At 54.4% G+C, this 17,719-nt stretch carries 13 protein-coding genes; 2 read left to right on the plus strand and 11 right to left on the minus strand.

Annotation, left to right across the window (positions count from 1 at the left end; translation table 11 throughout):
- Positions 1-52: 52 nt before the first annotated feature.
- The 10 genes from IEW70_RS17700 to IEW70_RS01700 form a co-directional block, all read right to left on the minus strand.
- A complete protein-coding gene (locus tag IEW70_RS17700; protein ID WP_373285889.1) occupies positions 53-307 on the minus strand; it encodes an arginase family protein in 255 nt (84 codons plus the stop codon).
- A complete protein-coding gene (gene kamE, locus IEW70_RS01660) occupies positions 304-1,053 on the minus strand; it encodes a lysine 5,6-aminomutase subunit beta (protein ID WP_188646184.1) in 750 nt (249 codons plus the stop codon). The genes IEW70_RS17700 and kamE overlap by 4 nt, the downstream gene beginning before the upstream one ends.
- Positions 1,028-2,632: a lysine 5,6-aminomutase subunit alpha gene (kamD, locus tag IEW70_RS01665; protein ID WP_188646185.1), complete on the minus strand. Its 1,605-nt coding sequence runs from the start codon at positions 2,630-2,632 to the stop codon at positions 1,028-1,030. Before kamD ends, kamE begins: the two co-directional genes overlap by 26 nt.
- A gap of 18 nt (positions 2,633-2,650) precedes the next feature.
- Complete coding sequence (kamC, locus tag IEW70_RS01670) at positions 2,651-4,243, minus strand: lysine 5,6-aminomutase reactivase ATPase KamC (RefSeq protein ID WP_188646186.1); 1,593 nt, start codon at positions 4,241-4,243, stop codon at positions 2,651-2,653.
- Positions 4,244-4,343: 100 nt separating this feature from the next.
- Positions 4,344-5,369, minus strand: coding sequence for a lysine 5,6-aminomutase reactivase subunit KamB (gene kamB / locus IEW70_RS01675; protein WP_188646187.1), 1,026 nt, complete (start codon positions 5,367-5,369; stop codon positions 4,344-4,346).
- Between the two features lies 1 nt (position 5,370).
- Positions 5,371-6,669 carry a lysine 2,3-aminomutase gene (gene kamA, locus IEW70_RS01680; RefSeq protein WP_188646188.1) on the minus strand — a complete coding sequence of 433 codons (1,299 nt, stop codon included), beginning with the start codon at positions 6,667-6,669 and terminating at the stop codon, positions 5,371-5,373.
- A gap of 28 nt (positions 6,670-6,697) precedes the next feature.
- Entirely contained in the window at positions 6,698-7,771 is a 1,074-nt protein-coding gene (gene kdd / locus IEW70_RS01685) for an L-erythro-3,5-diaminohexanoate dehydrogenase (protein ID WP_229751729.1), read from the minus strand.
- Positions 7,772-8,192: 421 nt separating this feature from the next.
- A complete protein-coding gene (locus IEW70_RS01690; RefSeq protein ID WP_229751730.1) occupies positions 8,193-9,614 on the minus strand; it encodes a sigma-54 interaction domain-containing protein in 1,422 nt (473 codons plus the stop codon).
- A gap of 565 nt (positions 9,615-10,179) precedes the next feature.
- Complete coding sequence (locus IEW70_RS01695) at positions 10,180-10,830, minus strand: LPXTG cell wall anchor domain-containing protein (RefSeq protein ID WP_188646189.1); 651 nt, start codon at positions 10,828-10,830, stop codon at positions 10,180-10,182.
- 320 nt (positions 10,831-11,150) lie between these two features.
- Positions 11,151-12,437, minus strand: coding sequence for a M14 family metallopeptidase (locus tag IEW70_RS01700; RefSeq protein WP_229751731.1), 1,287 nt, complete (start codon positions 12,435-12,437; stop codon positions 11,151-11,153).
- Positions 12,438-13,372: 935 nt separating this feature from the next.
- Between IEW70_RS01700 and IEW70_RS01705 the strand changes: the two genes are divergently transcribed.
- Both IEW70_RS01705 and IEW70_RS01710 read left to right on the plus strand, forming a co-directional pair.
- Complete coding sequence (locus IEW70_RS01705; protein ID WP_188646190.1) at positions 13,373-13,936, plus strand: hypothetical protein; 564 nt, start codon at positions 13,373-13,375, stop codon at positions 13,934-13,936.
- 393 nt (positions 13,937-14,329) lie between these two features.
- Complete coding sequence (locus IEW70_RS01710; protein WP_188646191.1) at positions 14,330-15,841, plus strand: MDR family MFS transporter; 1,512 nt, start codon at positions 14,330-14,332, stop codon at positions 15,839-15,841.
- A 105-nt stretch (positions 15,842-15,946) separates the two neighbouring features.
- Here IEW70_RS01710 and IEW70_RS01715 read toward each other — a convergent pair whose 3' ends face one another.
- Entirely contained in the window at positions 15,947-17,572 is a 1,626-nt protein-coding gene (locus IEW70_RS01715; protein ID WP_188646192.1) for a peptide ABC transporter substrate-binding protein, read from the minus strand.
- Positions 17,573-17,719 lie beyond the last annotated feature (147 nt).

Genomic DNA, 17,719 nt, shown 5'->3' on the forward strand with positions numbered 1-17,719 from the left:
ACGGCTTCCGTCCCACTGAAGGCGATGCGGTGGGCTTTGCGCGCCACCCCTTTCAGGTCGCCGTACTCGCGGATGTCCCGGATCGTGATCGTGACCGCCCCCGCCTCATCGGCCAGCCGGCGCTGTTCGGGGCGTTCCGCGGACCGTGGATCCCCACCCCTTCCGTCTCATACAGGCGGGCAAAAGGAGTACAGCGGGCGTATTCCTCGCCGTTAAAGCTGGGCTGGTTGTCATAATGGGCATCCAGGTGGATGATGCCCACCTTGCCCCGTATGCGATCATTACCACATGGGTCTTCCGAGTTCACCTCGTTTTCTGCCTGCGCTCCAACTCCTGAACCACAAAAGAAGCCACGTCCGGCGCCAGGGAACCCGGTCCGAAACCGGCGTCATATCCCAGTTCCAAAGCCATTTCGTGATTGATGCGGGGACCGCCGCAAACCAGGATCAAACGGTCCCGAATCCCTTCGGCTTCCGCCATCTCCACCAGTTCCGTCAAATTGGCGATATGGACCCCTTTTTGGGTTACCACCTGGGAAACGAGGAGGGCATCGGCATTCAGCTCCAGTGCTTTGGCCAGCATCTCTTCGTTGAGAACCTGGCTGCCCAAGTTGTAGGCATCGATCTCCGGATACCGTTCCAATCCGTATTCCCCGTTGTATCCCTTCATGTTCATGATGGCGTCAATCCCGACCGTATGGGCATCCGTTCCGGTACATGCTCCGATGACGACCACCTTGCGTCCGATCCGTTCCCGGATAAACTGGTTGATTTGATAGAAATCCATTTTAGCGGAATCCACCTTGGGGACACGGATGGTGGAGAAATCGACGGTATGCCGGCACTTGCCATAAACGATGAAATACGTGAAGCTTTCGCCGAGGTCGGCCATATGGTACACTTGCGGTTCCTCCAGCCCCATAAGGGCCGCCAGCTGACGGGCAGCTTCCCGCGCTTCCTCCCCGCAGGGCACCGGCAAGGAGAAGCTGACCTGGACCGCCCCGTCGTTCATGGTATCTCCATAGGGCTTAATTCGCGAGTAGTCCACTGTCATGAACCGCTCCCTCCCTCTGGGGAAGTTGGAGACGCTCCCGCAGCTCTTCCTCAAAGGGGTTGTAATAGGTTTCCCCTTTGTGCACGACGCCGGAGAGGCCTTTTCCGCTTTCCAAACCGCGCTTCACATCCGCCAGCATCCCTTGTTCCAAGGCGGCAAAAAGTCCGATCCGCTTCACTTCTTCCAACATATCCACCGCCTGGTCCAGCACTTCCTGCGCCCTCCGCTCCACGCGGCCGCCTGGACGGTACATGATTTCTTCTCCCAGGTGGCGGGCATTGTTAAAGATATACTGGGCATTTTCAATGGCTAGTTTCCGGTCATGGATGTGGGGCGTATGCATCGCCTCCGTCATCATCCCGAGCAGTTGCACCCCTTGGTTGGTGAGAATGCTGACCAGGTTGAACATGGCATCCTGGATATGCCCTTTGAAAATGTTTCCTGTCATGTGTTTGGTCGGCGGCATGTATTTCAGCGGCGCATCGGGGAAAATCTGGCGTGCCATCTGGGCTTGGGCGAGTTCCAGCAGCAAGCCGTCTTCCAAGTCGGGATTTATTTCAAAAGCATGCCCCAGTCCCATCTGTGCCGGGGGAAGGCCCGCCAGCAGAGCAAACTGTTCATTGATAAACTGGGACGCCAACACCGTGTGGGCGGAAGCCACCGCATCCGCTGTCGTCAGGTAATTGTCCTCGCCGGTATTGATCATGATCCCGGCATAGGCATTGATCATCCGGGAAAATGCCTGGTCGATCAAGGTGCGCTGCATGTTGATATCCCGGAACAAAATCCCGTACAGCGCATCGTTGAGCATCACATCCAGCCGCTCCAGCCCCCCCATCGCCGCAATCTCCGGCATGCAGAGCCCGGAACAATAATTGCACAGCCGGATATACCGCCCTTCTTCCTCACCGACTTCGTCGAGGGCTCTGCGCATGATACGGAAGTTTTCCTGGGTGGCGTAGGTACCGCCATACCCTTCCCGCGTCGCTCCGTACGGGACGTAATCGATCAAGCTCTGCCCGGTGCTGCGAATGACGGCTACGATGTCGGCCCCCTGTCGGGCAGCGGATTTCCCCTGCACCGCATCTTCATAAATATCACCCGTAGCAACAATCACGTACAAGTAAGGGCGGGGACCTTCCCCCAACCGTTGGATCATTTGATCCCGCTGGCTGCGGTTGTCCCGGATCCGATCCAATCCCCGACTGGCCAGTTCTCTTCCTTTTATGGCGATTTCTCGAAAATCGGCCTGGGGAAGTTCGGTCAGGCGGATGGCTCCCTCTGCCACCATCTCCGCTACTTCTTGAGGTGTTTTGCTCAGTTGGATCACCCCGTTGATTACCCACCGCGCCACACCGCTCTCCAGTTCACCGGATTCCGCCACATGGTCCACCACCACATTGGGCAGCGGCACCTGATCCGCATCCACTCCGTCAATCCCCATCAGCCGCAATACCGTCCGTTCCACGGCTACCGTGGTCCGTTCCGATATAAAAGCATCCACATCCCAGGCGATTTGTGCGGCGGCTTCCCGCGCCCGGGCGATTTTCCTCTGATCGAGACGCAATTTCCCTTCCATGGCGCTCCCCCTTTCTGCTCATTGCTCATCCAACCGGCGCCGAGCGTCATCCACCACTTCCACCGGCAGCCCCATCTGTGCAGCGATCGTTAACGCCTGCCGCGGAACCGACTCCCCCTCTTGCAGCGGCAGTAGCCGATAATCCATCCACCGATGCACCTCTTTGGCCACCCATTCTCCTGTTCCTTCTGGTTGTTTCAGACCCGCCACCCGATATGCATAGATCCCTCGCACCGATAACACCTCGCCGTAGTGGGTGACGTGAACGACCCAATGATTGAAGGCGGTCAATCGTGCTGTCACAGCGGCGGAGAGAGCCGCCCCTTCCCTGGGGTTGGTCCCCCGGCCCACTTCGTCCATCAACAGCAAACCGGGTTCAGCCCGATCCCACACGCGACTCAACCGCTTCACTTCGGCGCCGAATGTGCTCAGTCCCGATTCTGCATCCTGATGATCCCCGATAATGGCGGTAATCCAGGGGACCAGCGGCATCCTCGCCTCATCGGAGGGGACAAAGAAGCCGTACTGTCCCAAAGCCGCCACCAAACCCAAGGTGCGCAAGGCGACCGTTTTTCCGCCCATATTGGGCCCGATAATCACAGTCACTCCCCGGAAAATATGCAGGTCGAGCGGCGTAAACGGACAATCCTTTTCCTTCAGCCGCTGTTCAATCACCGGATGCCGCCCGCCCCGCAGCTCATAACTGTCGGGAGAGTAAACCGGGCGCCGCCCGTGCCAGCGACGGCCTGCACGCATGCGGGCCCATTGCAGATCCAGACGGCACCAGGTACGGATGGCTTCCTGTAAAGCGGAAAGCGATGGATGAAACGATTCCGCCAACCGCTTCAGGACCTCCGCTTCCACTGTTTCAATCTGCCGGGCCAATTGCTCCTGTTCTTCCGCTTCTTGCTCCGACAGCGGGAGGGAAAGAGCAAATACCGCGTCAAAGGGGGTTTCCCGCATCAGACGAAGTCCATGCCTTTCCTTTAAATGGGGCAGCATCGGATGACGGCGGTCCACCACCCATTCTCCGTCCCGATTGCGCCGGATTCCTGTTTGTCGTTCCACTTCCGCCGCCGCCGTTGCCGCTGCCTGCCGCCGCCTTTCCTCCCATGCCGCCTGTTGCTTCCGTAACCTTTTTAATCGGAGATCGAAGGAGTCATCCACCGAAAAAGAAGGGGTAAGGACAGGAGCCGGGTTTAAGATCCGCAACTTGGTTTCCCACTCTTTTTCCCGTTGGATCGGGAAGAAAGATTGAAGTGCCTTCTCCGCCAACAGGCGCGATAAGTTCCGGGATTGCCACAAGAACCGCTTCACCTGGAACCACTCGGAAATCCCCGGTACTTCTCCCCGTACTAACCGGGAAAGGATCATCCGGATGTCCGGGACCCGCTTCAGGCAGTCCTCCATCCGATCCGCCCAACGCTGGTCATCTGCCGCTTCCAGCAATCGTTCCTGTTCCTCCAATGTTTGCTGCCATTCCCGTTCCTGACCGGGCAAAAAGGGACGGCACGTCCGCTTGGCTTCCTGCCCCATCGGGGTCACCGGCTGGAACCGGGACCAACACGCGGTAAACAGCAAGGCTGCTTCCGTTTCTTGATCCATGAACATGCCGCCGCCTCCTTCCTCTTCTTTCTTCAGCCCCGTTGATGAGATCAAGATTCCTTCCCGGGTCTTCGCTGATCCCTTTGACCGAAATCCGTGAAGGATTTCACCCCACATCCCGCACCACATCGACCACAGGCACAGGATGACATACTTCGGATACCCGCCGCTTCATTTCCACCGGATCAAATCCATACCCCTCCGGAGAAACGGGATTCACGGCCACTGCTACCAGTTTCACCCCGTACAGCACCTGCAAGCTGCCCCCTTTGCGAAAGTAACCGCGCAAAGCGGACATCGACGCAAAACAACGGGTGGGATCGGTTAACACCAAGGGCAGGGGACGACCCGCTTCCTCCACCTTCTGCAGCAACCGATCCGTCGCCATCCCCGGAATCGCCCAGCATTCCCACTCTCGCTTCCGCAATCGTTTTTGCCAGGTGGAGGATGCAGCCAACAACGAAGAAACCGGCAGAGGCACGATCTCACCTTCCGCTACGCCGTATACCCGCCCTTCTGCCAACGCTCGCTCTCCGGCTAAACGCCATAAGGATTCCGTCGTTTGCGGGAGTTGAAACAGACGGATCGTCTCTTCCATCCGGCGGATCACCGTATCCATGGAAGGGGACAATGCGGCTCCGGCCACACAGATCGCACCATCTGTAACCAACGGACAGGCCGCTGCTTTGCGGTCATAAGCCCCGTCTGCCAACACCAGCTCCGCGCCGTTTTGCTGCAAGCGCGCCTGTGCCTCCCGCAGCGACTCCACCCGTGTGATTCCGGCCAGCTTTACTTCAGTCGACTTCAAAGCCCGGGCAATCACGACGGGACCCAGGGGAGAGTGGACGGAGGCGGTGTCCACCAGCTCCCACTCTCCTGCCCGATCCTCCAATAGCGGCCCTGCCGTAGCGACCAAACACCCCCGGGGAACCTTCACCGGGGGCTTTTTTTGCAAACTCCATACATCCCGCTCTTCGCCGTCCACGCCGATACTGACCAGCCCGACAGGGATTGAGCGCTCTTTTGCCTCCATGATCAAGGCATTGAATACGGTGGTTTTGCCCGCGTTTTTGGAAAGGCCGATGACCGCCGCCGACTGCAATCCCTCACCCATCAGGAGATCCAGCAGCATATCACACTCGTGAAGTCTCCGGCGGTGCTGCCTTGTCCGTGTCGGCCTTCACGATACGGCGGTTTTCCCGAGTCAACACTTTGGGTTCCAGATTGATTCGCTCATCAGCCATCAAGGAGGCAACGCCCACATTTTTGCCTTTGGCTGCCTGGCAGAATTCGCAGTTGTCCGCATCATGCTCTCGGTAATGCGGCGGCTCGGGATAGGAGGTGATCACCCCTTCAAAGTTGCGCAAAATGGTCTTTTTGGAACTTTGGGAGACGATGTAGTTGGGTGCCACCGGGATCTTCCCGCCGCCTCCGGGAGCATCCACCACAAACGTAGGAACGGCATAACCGGAGGTATGGCCCCTCAGGTATTCCATGATTTCCAATCCTTTGGAGATCGGTGCCCGGAAGTGGCCAATCCCTTCCGACAAGTCACATTGATAGATGTAATAGGGGCGCACGCGGATTTTGACCAGTTCATGCATCAGTTTTTTCATCACATAGGGACAATCGTTGATCCCCGCCAGGATCACCGCCTGGTTTCCCACGGGAACGCCTGCGTCAACCAGCATTTCACAAGCCCGCTTCGCCTCGGGAGTGATTTCCTTGGGATGATTGAAGTGGGTATTGAGCCAGACGGGATGGTATTTCTTCAGGATCTTGCACAAGTTTTCGGTAATCCGCTGGGGGAACACCACCGGCGCCCGAGTCCCGATGCGAATGATCTCCACATGGGGAATCTCGCGCAGATTTTTCAAGAGATACTCCAAAATCCGGTCATTGACGAGCAAGCCGTCCCCGCCGGAAAGGAGCACATCTCGCACTTCCGTGTTGCTGCGGATGTAATCGATGCAGGCATCCATCTGTTTCTTGGGAACCCCCATGCCGATCTGCCCGGAAAAACGACGGCGGGTACAGTAACGGCAGTACATGGAGCACTGGTTAGTGATCAGGAACAGCACCCTGTCGGGATACCGGTGGGTCAGTCCGGGCACCGGGGAATCCGTATCCTCCAGCAGCGGGTCCGCCATATCATAGCGGGTCTGTTCCAGTTCGGTAGAGATCGGAACCGATTGCATCCGGATGGGATCCGTCGGATCATCCTTATCCATAAGCAACGCATAATAGGGGGTAATGTTCAGGGGGATCGTCTGGTTGGAGATGTCGACTCCCTGAATCTCGTTTTCTTTTAGGTTGATCACTTTTTTCAAATCATCCAGTTTCCGAATCGTATGCGTCAGCTGCCACAACCAGTCATTCCACTGCTCCTCGGTAACGTCCTTCCACAGTTCCACCTCGCGCCAATCACGCATGGTTTCACGCCCTTTCCCAAAAATGTGTTTACGGATGGACCGCATTGGTCGTGTACCGGCGTTCAAACAGCTGTCGCAACGCCTTGTTCTCCCGCAGGGAATCCAGCGTCAGATCGGCATGTCCCGGGGCATACCCGTTGCCGATCATCATGCGGACATCTTTGCCCACCCCTTCGGCCCCCAGGGCAGCAGCGGTAAACTGGACCGCCATGCTGAAAAAGTACACCGTGCCGCCGTCCCGGGTGGCCAAAATGGAAGCCAGCTCTGTATGGCGCACATTGACGCAGTTGATTGTGAGATCCGCCATGGCACCCTGTGTTGCCTTCTCCACCGCGTTCATCACCGCGACGGGATCGGTGGCATCCACCCGAATCACCTCATCGGCCAATTGCAGCCGTCGGAGTTCCTCACATGCCGTCTCCCCCGCTTCCAAAGCCAGCACCTGCCCGGAGGCACCCGCTCTTTTGCGGGCCTGATGCAGGCAGAGGAGACCCGATTTCCCCCCGGCCCCCAAGATGACCACCCGATCCCTTTCCCGGACCAACCGGGCGGTTTGGGCAGGGGCTCCGCAGACATCCAGGGCAGATAAGGCCAATGTTTCCGGTAAATCATCCGGCAGTCGGGCAAAAGGTCCGCTCGCAAACAGTACGGCTTTTCCTTGCACCCGAACCTGACCGGTCTGCAGGTTGACGTCCTCCACTTTTTCCAGAAACAGCGGCGTCAACGTGAGGGAGACCAAAGTAGCGACCCGATCCCTCGGTTGCACTTTTCGATCAGGAAAGGACGGTCCCACCTTTTCGACCGTTCCGATCAACATGCCGCCGGAATGGGTTATCGGGTTGTGCATCTTCCCTCTTTCTTCCACAATTTGAAGGATACGCTCGCCTATTTTGACAGGATCGTGACCCTGCTCCTCCTTCAACTGACTAAAAGAAGCAGAATCAATGTTGAGGCAAGCCACATCGATCAACATCTCATTGTGAAAACACTCCGGTGTCGCATCCAACCGTCGGGCCGGCTGCGGGAGCAACCCCTTCGGTTCCAACACCCGATGCAAGCCGTATTCGTGACCTTGCGGTATCTGCTGCATATGTTCCATCATGCCCCCCTTTGCTCGCCATCTAAAAATGTTGCAAAAATGATGCCAATGTTGTTGCCGAAAGGATTCTCCTATCGCCGCCTACCGATTGGCTCCTCTTCATGCTGGATTTTCGGCAGCTATTTTTGTGCGCACAAAAAACCCTTCCGACTGGAAGGGTATGGATGACAACTTTTAACATCGCTTCGACTCTTTTGCCCTTTGTTCCCTTTCCTCCGACGCAGATGTTCATACTGTCGGCTCCAAGAGGTGCGGCATAATGCGAAAGTACTCAAAAAGTACCAGTCACGCTTGGGTCGCAAGCTCCCGGGTCGTGCGATGTGCCGCTTTTTGCTAGGTCCGTCGAAGTCGCTGCTCGGGGAAAAGAGTAGTTCCGCTTATTTTGAGAAACTTTGTAAAACCCTTTTCTTCGATCTAAAAGGAATTATTTTATCTGCAGCTTTTTCAGCTTGTACTGCAGCGTTTGCCGGGGAATGCCCAGCCGAATCGACGCTTGACGGATGTTATCGGAACAGGCCTCCATCGCTTCCCGGATCAGCTGCTCTTCCACCCGGGACAAAATGGTTGGAAGATCGTCGGTTTCAGCCGCCCCGGTACGAATTTCCTTACTTTCTGCAAGAGCTGCAACCGGCTCCAAATGCGGAGGCAAGTGTTCCAGGCGAATTTCCTCGCCGTCCACCCAATGCATCGCCCCTTCGATGGCATGCTCCAGCTCGCGGACGTTTCCCGGCCAATCATACTGCTTAAACAGCTGCTCCACTTCAGGGGAAACCCGGAACACCTGCCGCTCGAACTGTTTATTGTATTGGCGGAGAAAATGACGGGTCAACAACGGAATATCCTTCCTCCTTTCCCGAAGAGGGGGAAGGGAGATGCGAATCACATGAATACGGTAATAGAGATCCTTGCGAAGTCGGCCTTCCCGCACGCTGACCTCTGGATCTTCATTGGTAGCGGCAAAGATGCGCACATCCACCGGACGTATCCGAACATCCCCAACCCGCCGAACCACACCGTCTTCCAATACTCGCAGCAATTTGGCCTGCAAATCCAGCGGCATGGCGTGGACCTCATCCAGAAACAGCGATCCTCCCGCAGCCAATTCAAACAGTCCCGGCCGATCCTCTGCTCCGGTAAACGCCCCTTTGACTGTTCCAAATAAAATCCCCTCCAGCAAGGAAGAAGGGATCGCTGCACAGTTCTGGGCGATAAAGGGCCGGTTTTTCCGTGGAGAATAATGATGAATCGATTGGACCATCAACTCCTTTCCCGTCCCCGTTTCACCCACCACCAACACCGGTGAGCGGGTGGCGGCGGCCTTTTTTGCCCGCCCAATCTCCCGCAGCATCCGGGTGTCTTTTGTCAAAATCTGTTCAAAACGGTACAACCCTCTGCTCTCTCTTTTCTCTTCTTTGCGGCCGCGGGGAGGGCCGGATTCCCCCCTCTGGGTTTGGAGTTCAATCAACTTCTCGGAGAGTTCCTGAATGCGGGTGATGTCCTTGGCGACCTCCATCGCCCCTACCCGTTTTCCCTCCACGATCAACGGCACCGTCGTATTAATGGTGACGATCCGCTTGCCATGACGATTGGTATAAGTTTGACGCTGATTATAGATAGGATTGCCGTGCTCAATCACTTTGAGCAGGGTGCTGGTCCGATGAGTCAGCGAAGGGAACGCCTCCAACACATGACAGCCCAGCACTTCTTCCACGGTCAGCCCGTCCAACCCGGCAGCCACATCATTGTAAAAAACCGTAATCCCCTCGGCATCCACGACATGAATTCCCTCGTCAATCGAGCGGAGCACTTCCTTTAACATCTCTTCCGTAAAAGCAGGATGAATCATGGAATCACTCCTTTCGGTCAAGCCGCCGGAATTTCGTCCCACTATGCCGAAAATTCGTCATCTTGATTATATACATACAATTACGTATAGTCTATGCTGGACAGACTCTTACCAGATCACTCCTGTTCCCTGTTGCATTCCGGCAGTAATTAGATCGGATCATATCCCCCATACATTCCCTTTTCCTCCTTTCCGTTATAGCCAACCTCTTCCCCCACAGTCTATGAACAGACACCCACTGGGTCTGCAAAAAAAAAAACAGGGGCGGGCATGAAAGCCCGTCCCTGAACACATGAATCTGTCTGGATATCCATTCGGAGAATCTGCTCTCCCCGCAGCTGCGGTAATCGCTCGCGCTCTCTGTCAGTGTGCACCGGCTGCCAGGAACACGAACCGATACAGTTGGCATGGCAAAAGGGTGATCAATCCTTTCGCCCCCCATCTGCACCATAACCGGCTTGTCTTTTTTCAAATGAATGATTCCCTCTTCAAAGGTTACCCGTCATTCCAGGCAACTCTCACCGTCTCGAAGTTCAGCCATGTCTATACCGTAACCCAAACCCCATCACGCGCGGTCAGCAGCTTTGCGCCGACGGAACAACATCAGGATGCCGGCGGCCATTGCGGCAAGACCACCCAACAGATAAGCCGGTTGGTTCGCGGATGTGTCCGGCATCGCTCCGCCTTTCGCGGTTTCTTTGGCTGCTCCTTTATTACCGTAGGCAAAATCCTGCTTTCCTTCGGACACTTCCGGTTCATGGACCGGAGTCGCTTCATAACCGGAATCCGGATGTTGAATGGTGTCCGTCGGAGAATCCACAGGGTCGGTGGAACCGCCGTGATCCGGGTTATGATCTGCCGGAGGCTCTTCGTCACTCGGGGGTTGAACCGGATCATCGTCTCCCGGTAAATCGATAATTGGATCGTCATCTCCCGGCGGATCGATCGGATCCGTCGGCGGGTCTGCCGGATCGTCCCCACTCGGTGGCTCCACCGGATCCGTCGGCGGCAGCTGCGGAGTACCCGGTTCATCCGGGTTATCCGGGCTCAACACAGGAACATCCGGTGCCTCAATCCCCACTTCAACAGAAGGTCCGCCGGAACCCCCGCCCACGTTCAGGTCCAGACCGGGGGCAGCGAAAGCCGGCTTGGCCACGACCAGGCCTAATACAGTGCAGGACGCGACAACTGCCAATTTGGTGTTTTTCTTAACCAACCATGTTCCTCCTTTGCACTTATTCATCTCCTTCTCATATGATTATGACTATTTTTTCTTGTAAAGGGTATCCACCATAAGTTCTACTTTTCCTTTTCCATACAATCCGAAAGTAAGATATTCCTACTGATGGATGTTTCATGGATGGAAAGGAAAATACCCGTTGATTCGACGTGTCGAAGAGGCCGTCACCGTTTGAACGATCTGCCCCTGATTATGGCGGGCAAAAACCGGGGAATCATCACCAAAGCCCATCTGCCGGTACGGCAGACGAGCTTTACTGTTACCGTTATTCTCCGCTTATTGTTCAGCTCCATTTTTCATGCTGCAATACTGGCTTTCTTTACCGATGGAGCGGTAGGGGAGTCGGCTTGCTCCGTGATGTAAAGCACCGCTTCTTTGTTTCGGTCGGTTTCCCTGTCAATCACTTCATCGGGAGGATAAAACCCGGGGTTGGAGGATGTGGGATACATCTCGAACGTATAAGCAAAGATCTTGTGTTGACCGTACGCCCAATCGGTCATGTCCCCGTCGGTAATATACAAATCACTCGATTGCTGGGCAGTGTACCCGTTGGTTTGGGCCATTTTTTCACCCATCGCCTTAAATACCTCATAGTCATCCCGGCTCATATCCGACGGAGTATCTTGATAGGTGTATCCATAAGGCCACAAAATCAACTCGCTGTAGGTGTGGAAGGTAATGGCCGTTTTGATTTGCTGCTTGCCGTCCACCACCCGGCTGTTGATAAAGTCGCGCATCGCTGTGGTTTCCGGTGCGGAGAAAGGAGCGCTGCCCCGGTACACGTCCGAGCTGGGATTGCCGCTGGACCCGCCGCAGCAGCCCCATTTATATCCGTAGTTTCGGTTGAGATCCGTGCCTACGGAAGCGAGGAGGCTCTTCTTATTGGGCTGCCGGTTCTTCCGCCACATTTGATATTGATCATTCTTCAGGTCGTATTCCCCGCCATCGGGGTTCAGATTAAAAACGATATAGATCTCGCGGGAATCGACATCGCGGGTAATCCGGCTGTCCGACCCGTAATGATCTGCAAAGAGGTGCAAGGTGCGAAGAGCCATTTCCACAGTAAGATGTTCCCGGGCATGGTGCTGTGCAACAAAGAGCACCTCCGGCTCCGCTTCGTCCGACTGCACGTTGTCACTGATTTTGACCGCCCACAGATCCCGGCCTTCATATGACTTTCCAATACTGAACTTTTGCACGATATCGGGATGCTGGGATACCACCCGGTCAATCTCCGCCACCATTTCATTATAGTTGTGATAACCGGAATCCTCCGACGGAAAATCCATCGAGGACATCCGCCTCTCCGCCCGGAAGCCCATCGCTTCGATCTTGCGGATTTCCCCGGGGGTGGCATAGACGAAGATATGATCTTTTTCCACCCCGTCGATAGCGATGCCGGCACGATGAATCTTGGTCCGCTCTTCCTTGGTGTTCACTCCATTTACTTGATACAATCCACGTTGTTCCTGTTGGGCGGAAAAGTCTGCTTCCACCGGGGGTTTTCCAAATACGGACAGCGGCATGACCAAAAGGGCTGCCAACACGACCATCGTCAAAGCGGTCCAGCGGGAAATTTTCATCGAATAGCCTCCTTCATGAGCCCAGCGTTTTGCTTTTGTCACCTTGCCGTTCACTCTGTACTTACAAGAATTTTTCATCATATCCGATTTTTTCAACACCATCATATCCCAGGTCCAACAAAAACGGAACCCCTATCTTGGCCATCTATTCGCACTTAATATTAGGACTCGAAGAGGGTTCCCCGGTAAAAACCCCTTCCCCTCCATAAATAAAGGTTCAATAATAAAGAAAAAAAGAAGCGGAAATGGATAAGGACTCCTTGCCTGCTCATCGGGGGGGAAGGGGTTCCGGCGATTCCCGAAGATGGACTGATCGGCAGCTCACCATCTGCCTGTCTCCGAACAGCCTTCTTATGCGCTGTCTGCGTCAAAAGTACCACTGCTTGCTCATAAATAAGGAGGAATAGAGTGCCTTCCTGCGATTTTTCACCGATTCTCACACCCGAACCCACTCTATTACCGGTGCAGTAGATAACCCAAACCGCCCTATTCCGTCGGTGTTTCTATCAAAACTCTCTCCAAAACTCCATTAATGGCAGGGATCTTCTCTTTCATCCTTTCCCATCCGGTCGCCGAAACTGCAGCCCCATACACTCGGATACATGAACCAGGTGTATCCGTTTTGTCAAGCATTCTTTCCTCACCGAAGGGTATCTCCCCAACGTAAGATCTAATCTATTTACGCCTTTTGATTTACTAACAAGAAGTCCTTGATATGTCAGTTTACAAGAACGATTCAATACCGGCACGCCAACGGATTTCATCTGTTCAAAGAGGATGCACACCAAGTTAATAGGAATGGGTTATTAAAAAGGCCTCTGTAAGTTTTTATAATACAAAGTGTCATTCACAACCGCAGGTCAGCAAGAACACTCTTCATCGCGTTTCCGGCCGGTACCGATGATACCCACAACATAAGGGGAGGATGATTGCTCATGTGGAAAAAATTCGCTTCTGTTGGTATGGCAGCCGCTTTAACTGTAGGTGTGAGCGTGTCCCTTCCGACCGTCTCTCACGCAGCCGTAACGGATACCGTAAATGATGTCAAATATCAAGTAGAAAACACTGCCGGATCCGTGCCGGTAAACACCGGTGACGTACAAAGCGCACCGCAAACCGTAAAAGATACTGTGCAAGGCAAAGTATCCGTAGCCAAAGCAGAAGCTACTGACAAAGTGGAAACCGTCAAGGACAAAGTGGGCACTGTTGGAGAGCCGTCCACTGTGGAAGCCAATGATGTAAAAAACAAAGCAGAAAAAGCCGCGGGCAAACTGGATGTGCAAAACGCTGACGAAAAAGTTCACAGCACCGCTCATAAAGCTGTAAACAAAGTGCACAAAACTGCCCATAAAGCGGAACAAAAAGTGAACGGAACCAAATACCAAGCCGAAACCGCTGTTTCCAACGCCAAATGGCAAGGGGAAAACACCCTGTCTCAGTTCTTCAGCCTCGAAGGCCTGAAAGATAAAGTAGCTTCTTTCCTGAACAATTTCTCCTAAGGAATCAGATAAAGATCAAAAGACCAAAAAGCCAAGCACACTTTTGCATGGCCGAGTTAAGGACAAAGCCCTGCGCCGAAAGGCGACAGGGCTTTGTCTATCCTCCGTATTTTCGGTCTATTTCGAAAAACTATTTTGCAATATAGTTTACACCCGTGCGAGAAGAAGGTGTAAGTTTTCCCCGTTTGTACTGAATGAGCCAGCTGGTTCCGCAAACTAGGGAAATAACCCCTATACCCAATCCTACTGACGGGATTCCCCATTGATCATACGCCAGGCAGGACAATCGTATGGTAGTGGATAAGGAGAATCTTGAAAGCATGGCCGACACTTCGCAAACCGAATTTTTTGAGATATCATATGGATGGAATGTACACAAGAGGAGACCGAAAAATGAATCGAACGAGACGCCATATCATTACAGCCGCCCTGATGGCGGCTATGTTTCTGGCCGCTGTAGAAGTAACGATCGTCAATGCGGCAATGCCGACCGTAGTGGGCGCCCTGGGGGGAATCTCCCTGTACAGCTGGGTGTTTTCCGCTTTCATGCTTTCCAACACCATCACGGTTCCCGTTTACGGGAAGCTGGCGGACTTGTACGGACGGAAGCAAGTGTTTATCTCGGCAGTGTTGCTGTTCGTGGGGGGCTCCGCCCTGTGCGGTTTGGCCCAATCCATGGAACAGCTGGTCTTCTTCCGTGTGATTCAGGGGCTCGGAGCCGGCGGGGTGTTACCCGTCGCCATGACGATTGTGGGGGACATCTTCCCCTTTGAAACCCGTGCCAAAGTGCAGGGCTGGTTTTCCTCCGTGTGGGGATTGGCCGCTATCATCGGTCCTTTCATCGGAGGCTGGACGGTGGAGCACCTGTCTTGGCGGTGGATCTTCTGGTTCAATCTTCCCCTCGGGTTGATCATCGTTGGAGTCATCCACGTCTTCCTGCCCAGGAAAAAAGAAGGGGAGGACCCGACTGTCGACTATACGGGCGCAGTATTGTTCACGCTATCCGTCTTTGGATTCCTCCTCTGCACCCAACTGGTGAGCCGCCTGGGATGGACTCATCCCGCCATTTGGGGTCTCTTGGGAGGCGCGGCAGCCCTTCTAATCGGTTTTTTCCGTCGGGAAAAAAAGGTGGAAGACCCCTTTATTCCCTTGCATCTGTTTCGCAACCGGGTGATTGCTTCCAGTAACATCACTGCTTTTCTGACGGGGATGGGGATGTTCGGGGCCATCTCCTTTGTTCCCCTGTATGTTCAAGGCGTATTGGGCAAAAGTCCGACCCTCTCCGGACTGGCCATCACGCCACAGGTGCTTGGCTGGAGCACGGCATCCGTGATCGCGGGGCGATGGCTGTTGAGGAACGGTTACCGCCAACCGATTCTGACCGGTATGGTGTTGATCAGCCTGTCCGCCGGCGGGTTCACCTGGATGGACGCCGAAACCCCCTACCTCTGGGTGTTGATCGGCATGTTCGTTCTCGGACTCGGTCTGGGACTGTCCATGACCGCTTACATCATCGCCGTCCAGAACGCCGTCAGTGAAAGACAGCGAGGAGCGGCCACTTCCTCCCAGATGTTTGCCCGGGCGATGGGCGGTGCCTTTGGCGTCACCATTCTGGGAGCGGTAATGAGTTCTCAGCTGAAGTCCCGAATCGGGGCCTACATTGCCCAGCATCAGGCGGAGTTGAGCGGGAAAACCATTCGTCAGTTGGAACAGGCGCAAGGTGTGACCCAGCCGGAAGGTCTCTCCACCCTGCCGCCCGGTATCGTCGACGAGATCAGCCGTTATCTTTCCCAGGCACTGGATGCCACCTTCGTCACTGCGGCCTCTATCTCCCTAGCGGCACTGGTTGTTGCGTTTTTCCTGATCCCCAAAGGAAGTGCCAGGTCGCTTTCGGTGGAGGAATAAGGGGAGTTCTCCGTATGGTTGATTCGTGGCTGGCTATTCGTTGAAAAAATTGTGATAGATGTGGACGATACTCCTGTCAGCCAAGCACTCTCCTGCTTGGATTTTTCATTTTTCACTCCCGGTCAGATAGGTTTCTTTCAATGTATACTCCGGACCGAAGGGATGTCGATCAAAGTTCTTCACTCGGGCCTTTTGCAGATACCCATCCGTCGGACAGAAAAGGGGAATCACGGCGGCTTCCTTTTCGACTAATAACTTTTCCGCTTCTCTCAGCTCTTGGATCCGCTTCGATCCTTTATCTTCAGCAGCTCGTTGCAATTTCTCGTTGAATTCCTCACGGTTCCACCCGCTGTTTCCAGCATCTCCATCGAAGCGGTAATCTTCCAGATAAGCGTAAGGGTCATTCAGTTGTACGATCGGCTCAGTCAGTGCCATGTCAAAATCCCCTTTTTCCATCCGTTCCAGGAACTGTTGGGGAGCTACCGGCCGAATATTCACTGGAAAACCCAATATCATCCGCCATTGTTCCTGCAAAAACAATGCCGCTTCCTTGCGATCCTCAGTCACCAACAGCTCCATCGCCGGTACTTTTTTGAGACCTAATTCTTTCATCCCTTCTTTCAAGCTCTTCCCGGCTTGACCGGGATCCATCATACGGGGAGCTCCCGATTTTTCCTTGAAGGACGGCTGGTCTCTGGTCCACACTTTTGGAGGAACCACCCCTCCTGCAGGAAGTGACCCGTCTTTCCGTACATGATTGACCAGCTCTTCACGATCGACGGATTGTGCCATCGCCTGACGAATGTTTTTATCACCGAGGAAATCATTGTCCAGATTAAATTGTATCTGATCCACCCGATCACGGGTAAAGGAAATGAACTGGCGGGCCTCCTTGTAAGCTTCCGCAAAATGGTAGTCCAGTCGGGCGATATCCAGCCGATTGGCATGATACCTGCGTACTTGCTCCGACACTTCCGTGTTGATGCTCATCTCTACGCGACCCAAGCGAACCCGGCTGCGATCCCAGTAGGTATCACTCTTTTTCAATACCAGTTCCCGTTCCGATTTCCACCTTTCCACTTGAAAAGGGCCACAGGTCACCATCGTGTCCGGAGAGGTAGCATAGCGGTTACCGTATTTCTTGACGATATCGGCCCGCTGCGGTAAAAACGGCGGCATGGCGACGGCCGTTAAAAATTGGGACGACGGCTTGTCCAGAACGACTTTCAAGGTTCGCTTTCCCAAAGCTTGTACACCCAGTTCGGAGGGACTCGCCTCTCCTTCGCGCACTGCCTTCGCGTTGTTGACCAGATCCAAACCATGTACCTGCCTCGAATCGGTTTGCAAAGCACGGCGCCATGCGTATACGAAGTCCTGGGCTGTGACCGGCTTCCCATCACTCCACTTGGCTTCCCGCAGTTGAAAGAGATAGGTTCTCTTATCCGCACTCACCTTGGGATTGGCTTCCGCCAAAGCAGGCTCGGGCTTGTTGTCCTGATTCAGCCGCATCAATCCTTCCTGCACTTGGTTCAGCACGGTCATCGCCTGATCGTTGACCGTTCCAGCACTGTCCAAAACAGCGGGATCCCCATCTATACTGAGCCTCAGCGTTTGCTCTTCCTGCCCCTGGGCTCCGCTTACAGGCGAGTAAGTTCCCCCGCACGCCGTCAACAGACCTAACCCCAACAGCCACAGCAAACTCCATCCGGACTTGATCGATTTTCCCCTCACATTCCCCTCTCCTTCTTGACCCTCAATTTATATATACGCAATTTTTCCTATATCCAAAGAATTAATACTCCACCCCATCATATCATAGGATAGATAGTTGTCAATTGTTGGATAAAATGGAAAGCGAGGCGGTGTCCCAAAACAGCG

It is taken from the genome of Marinithermofilum abyssi (genome assembly GCF_014641195.1).
Taxonomy (GTDB): Bacteria; Bacillota; Bacilli; order Thermoactinomycetales; family DSM-45169; genus Marinithermofilum; species Marinithermofilum abyssi.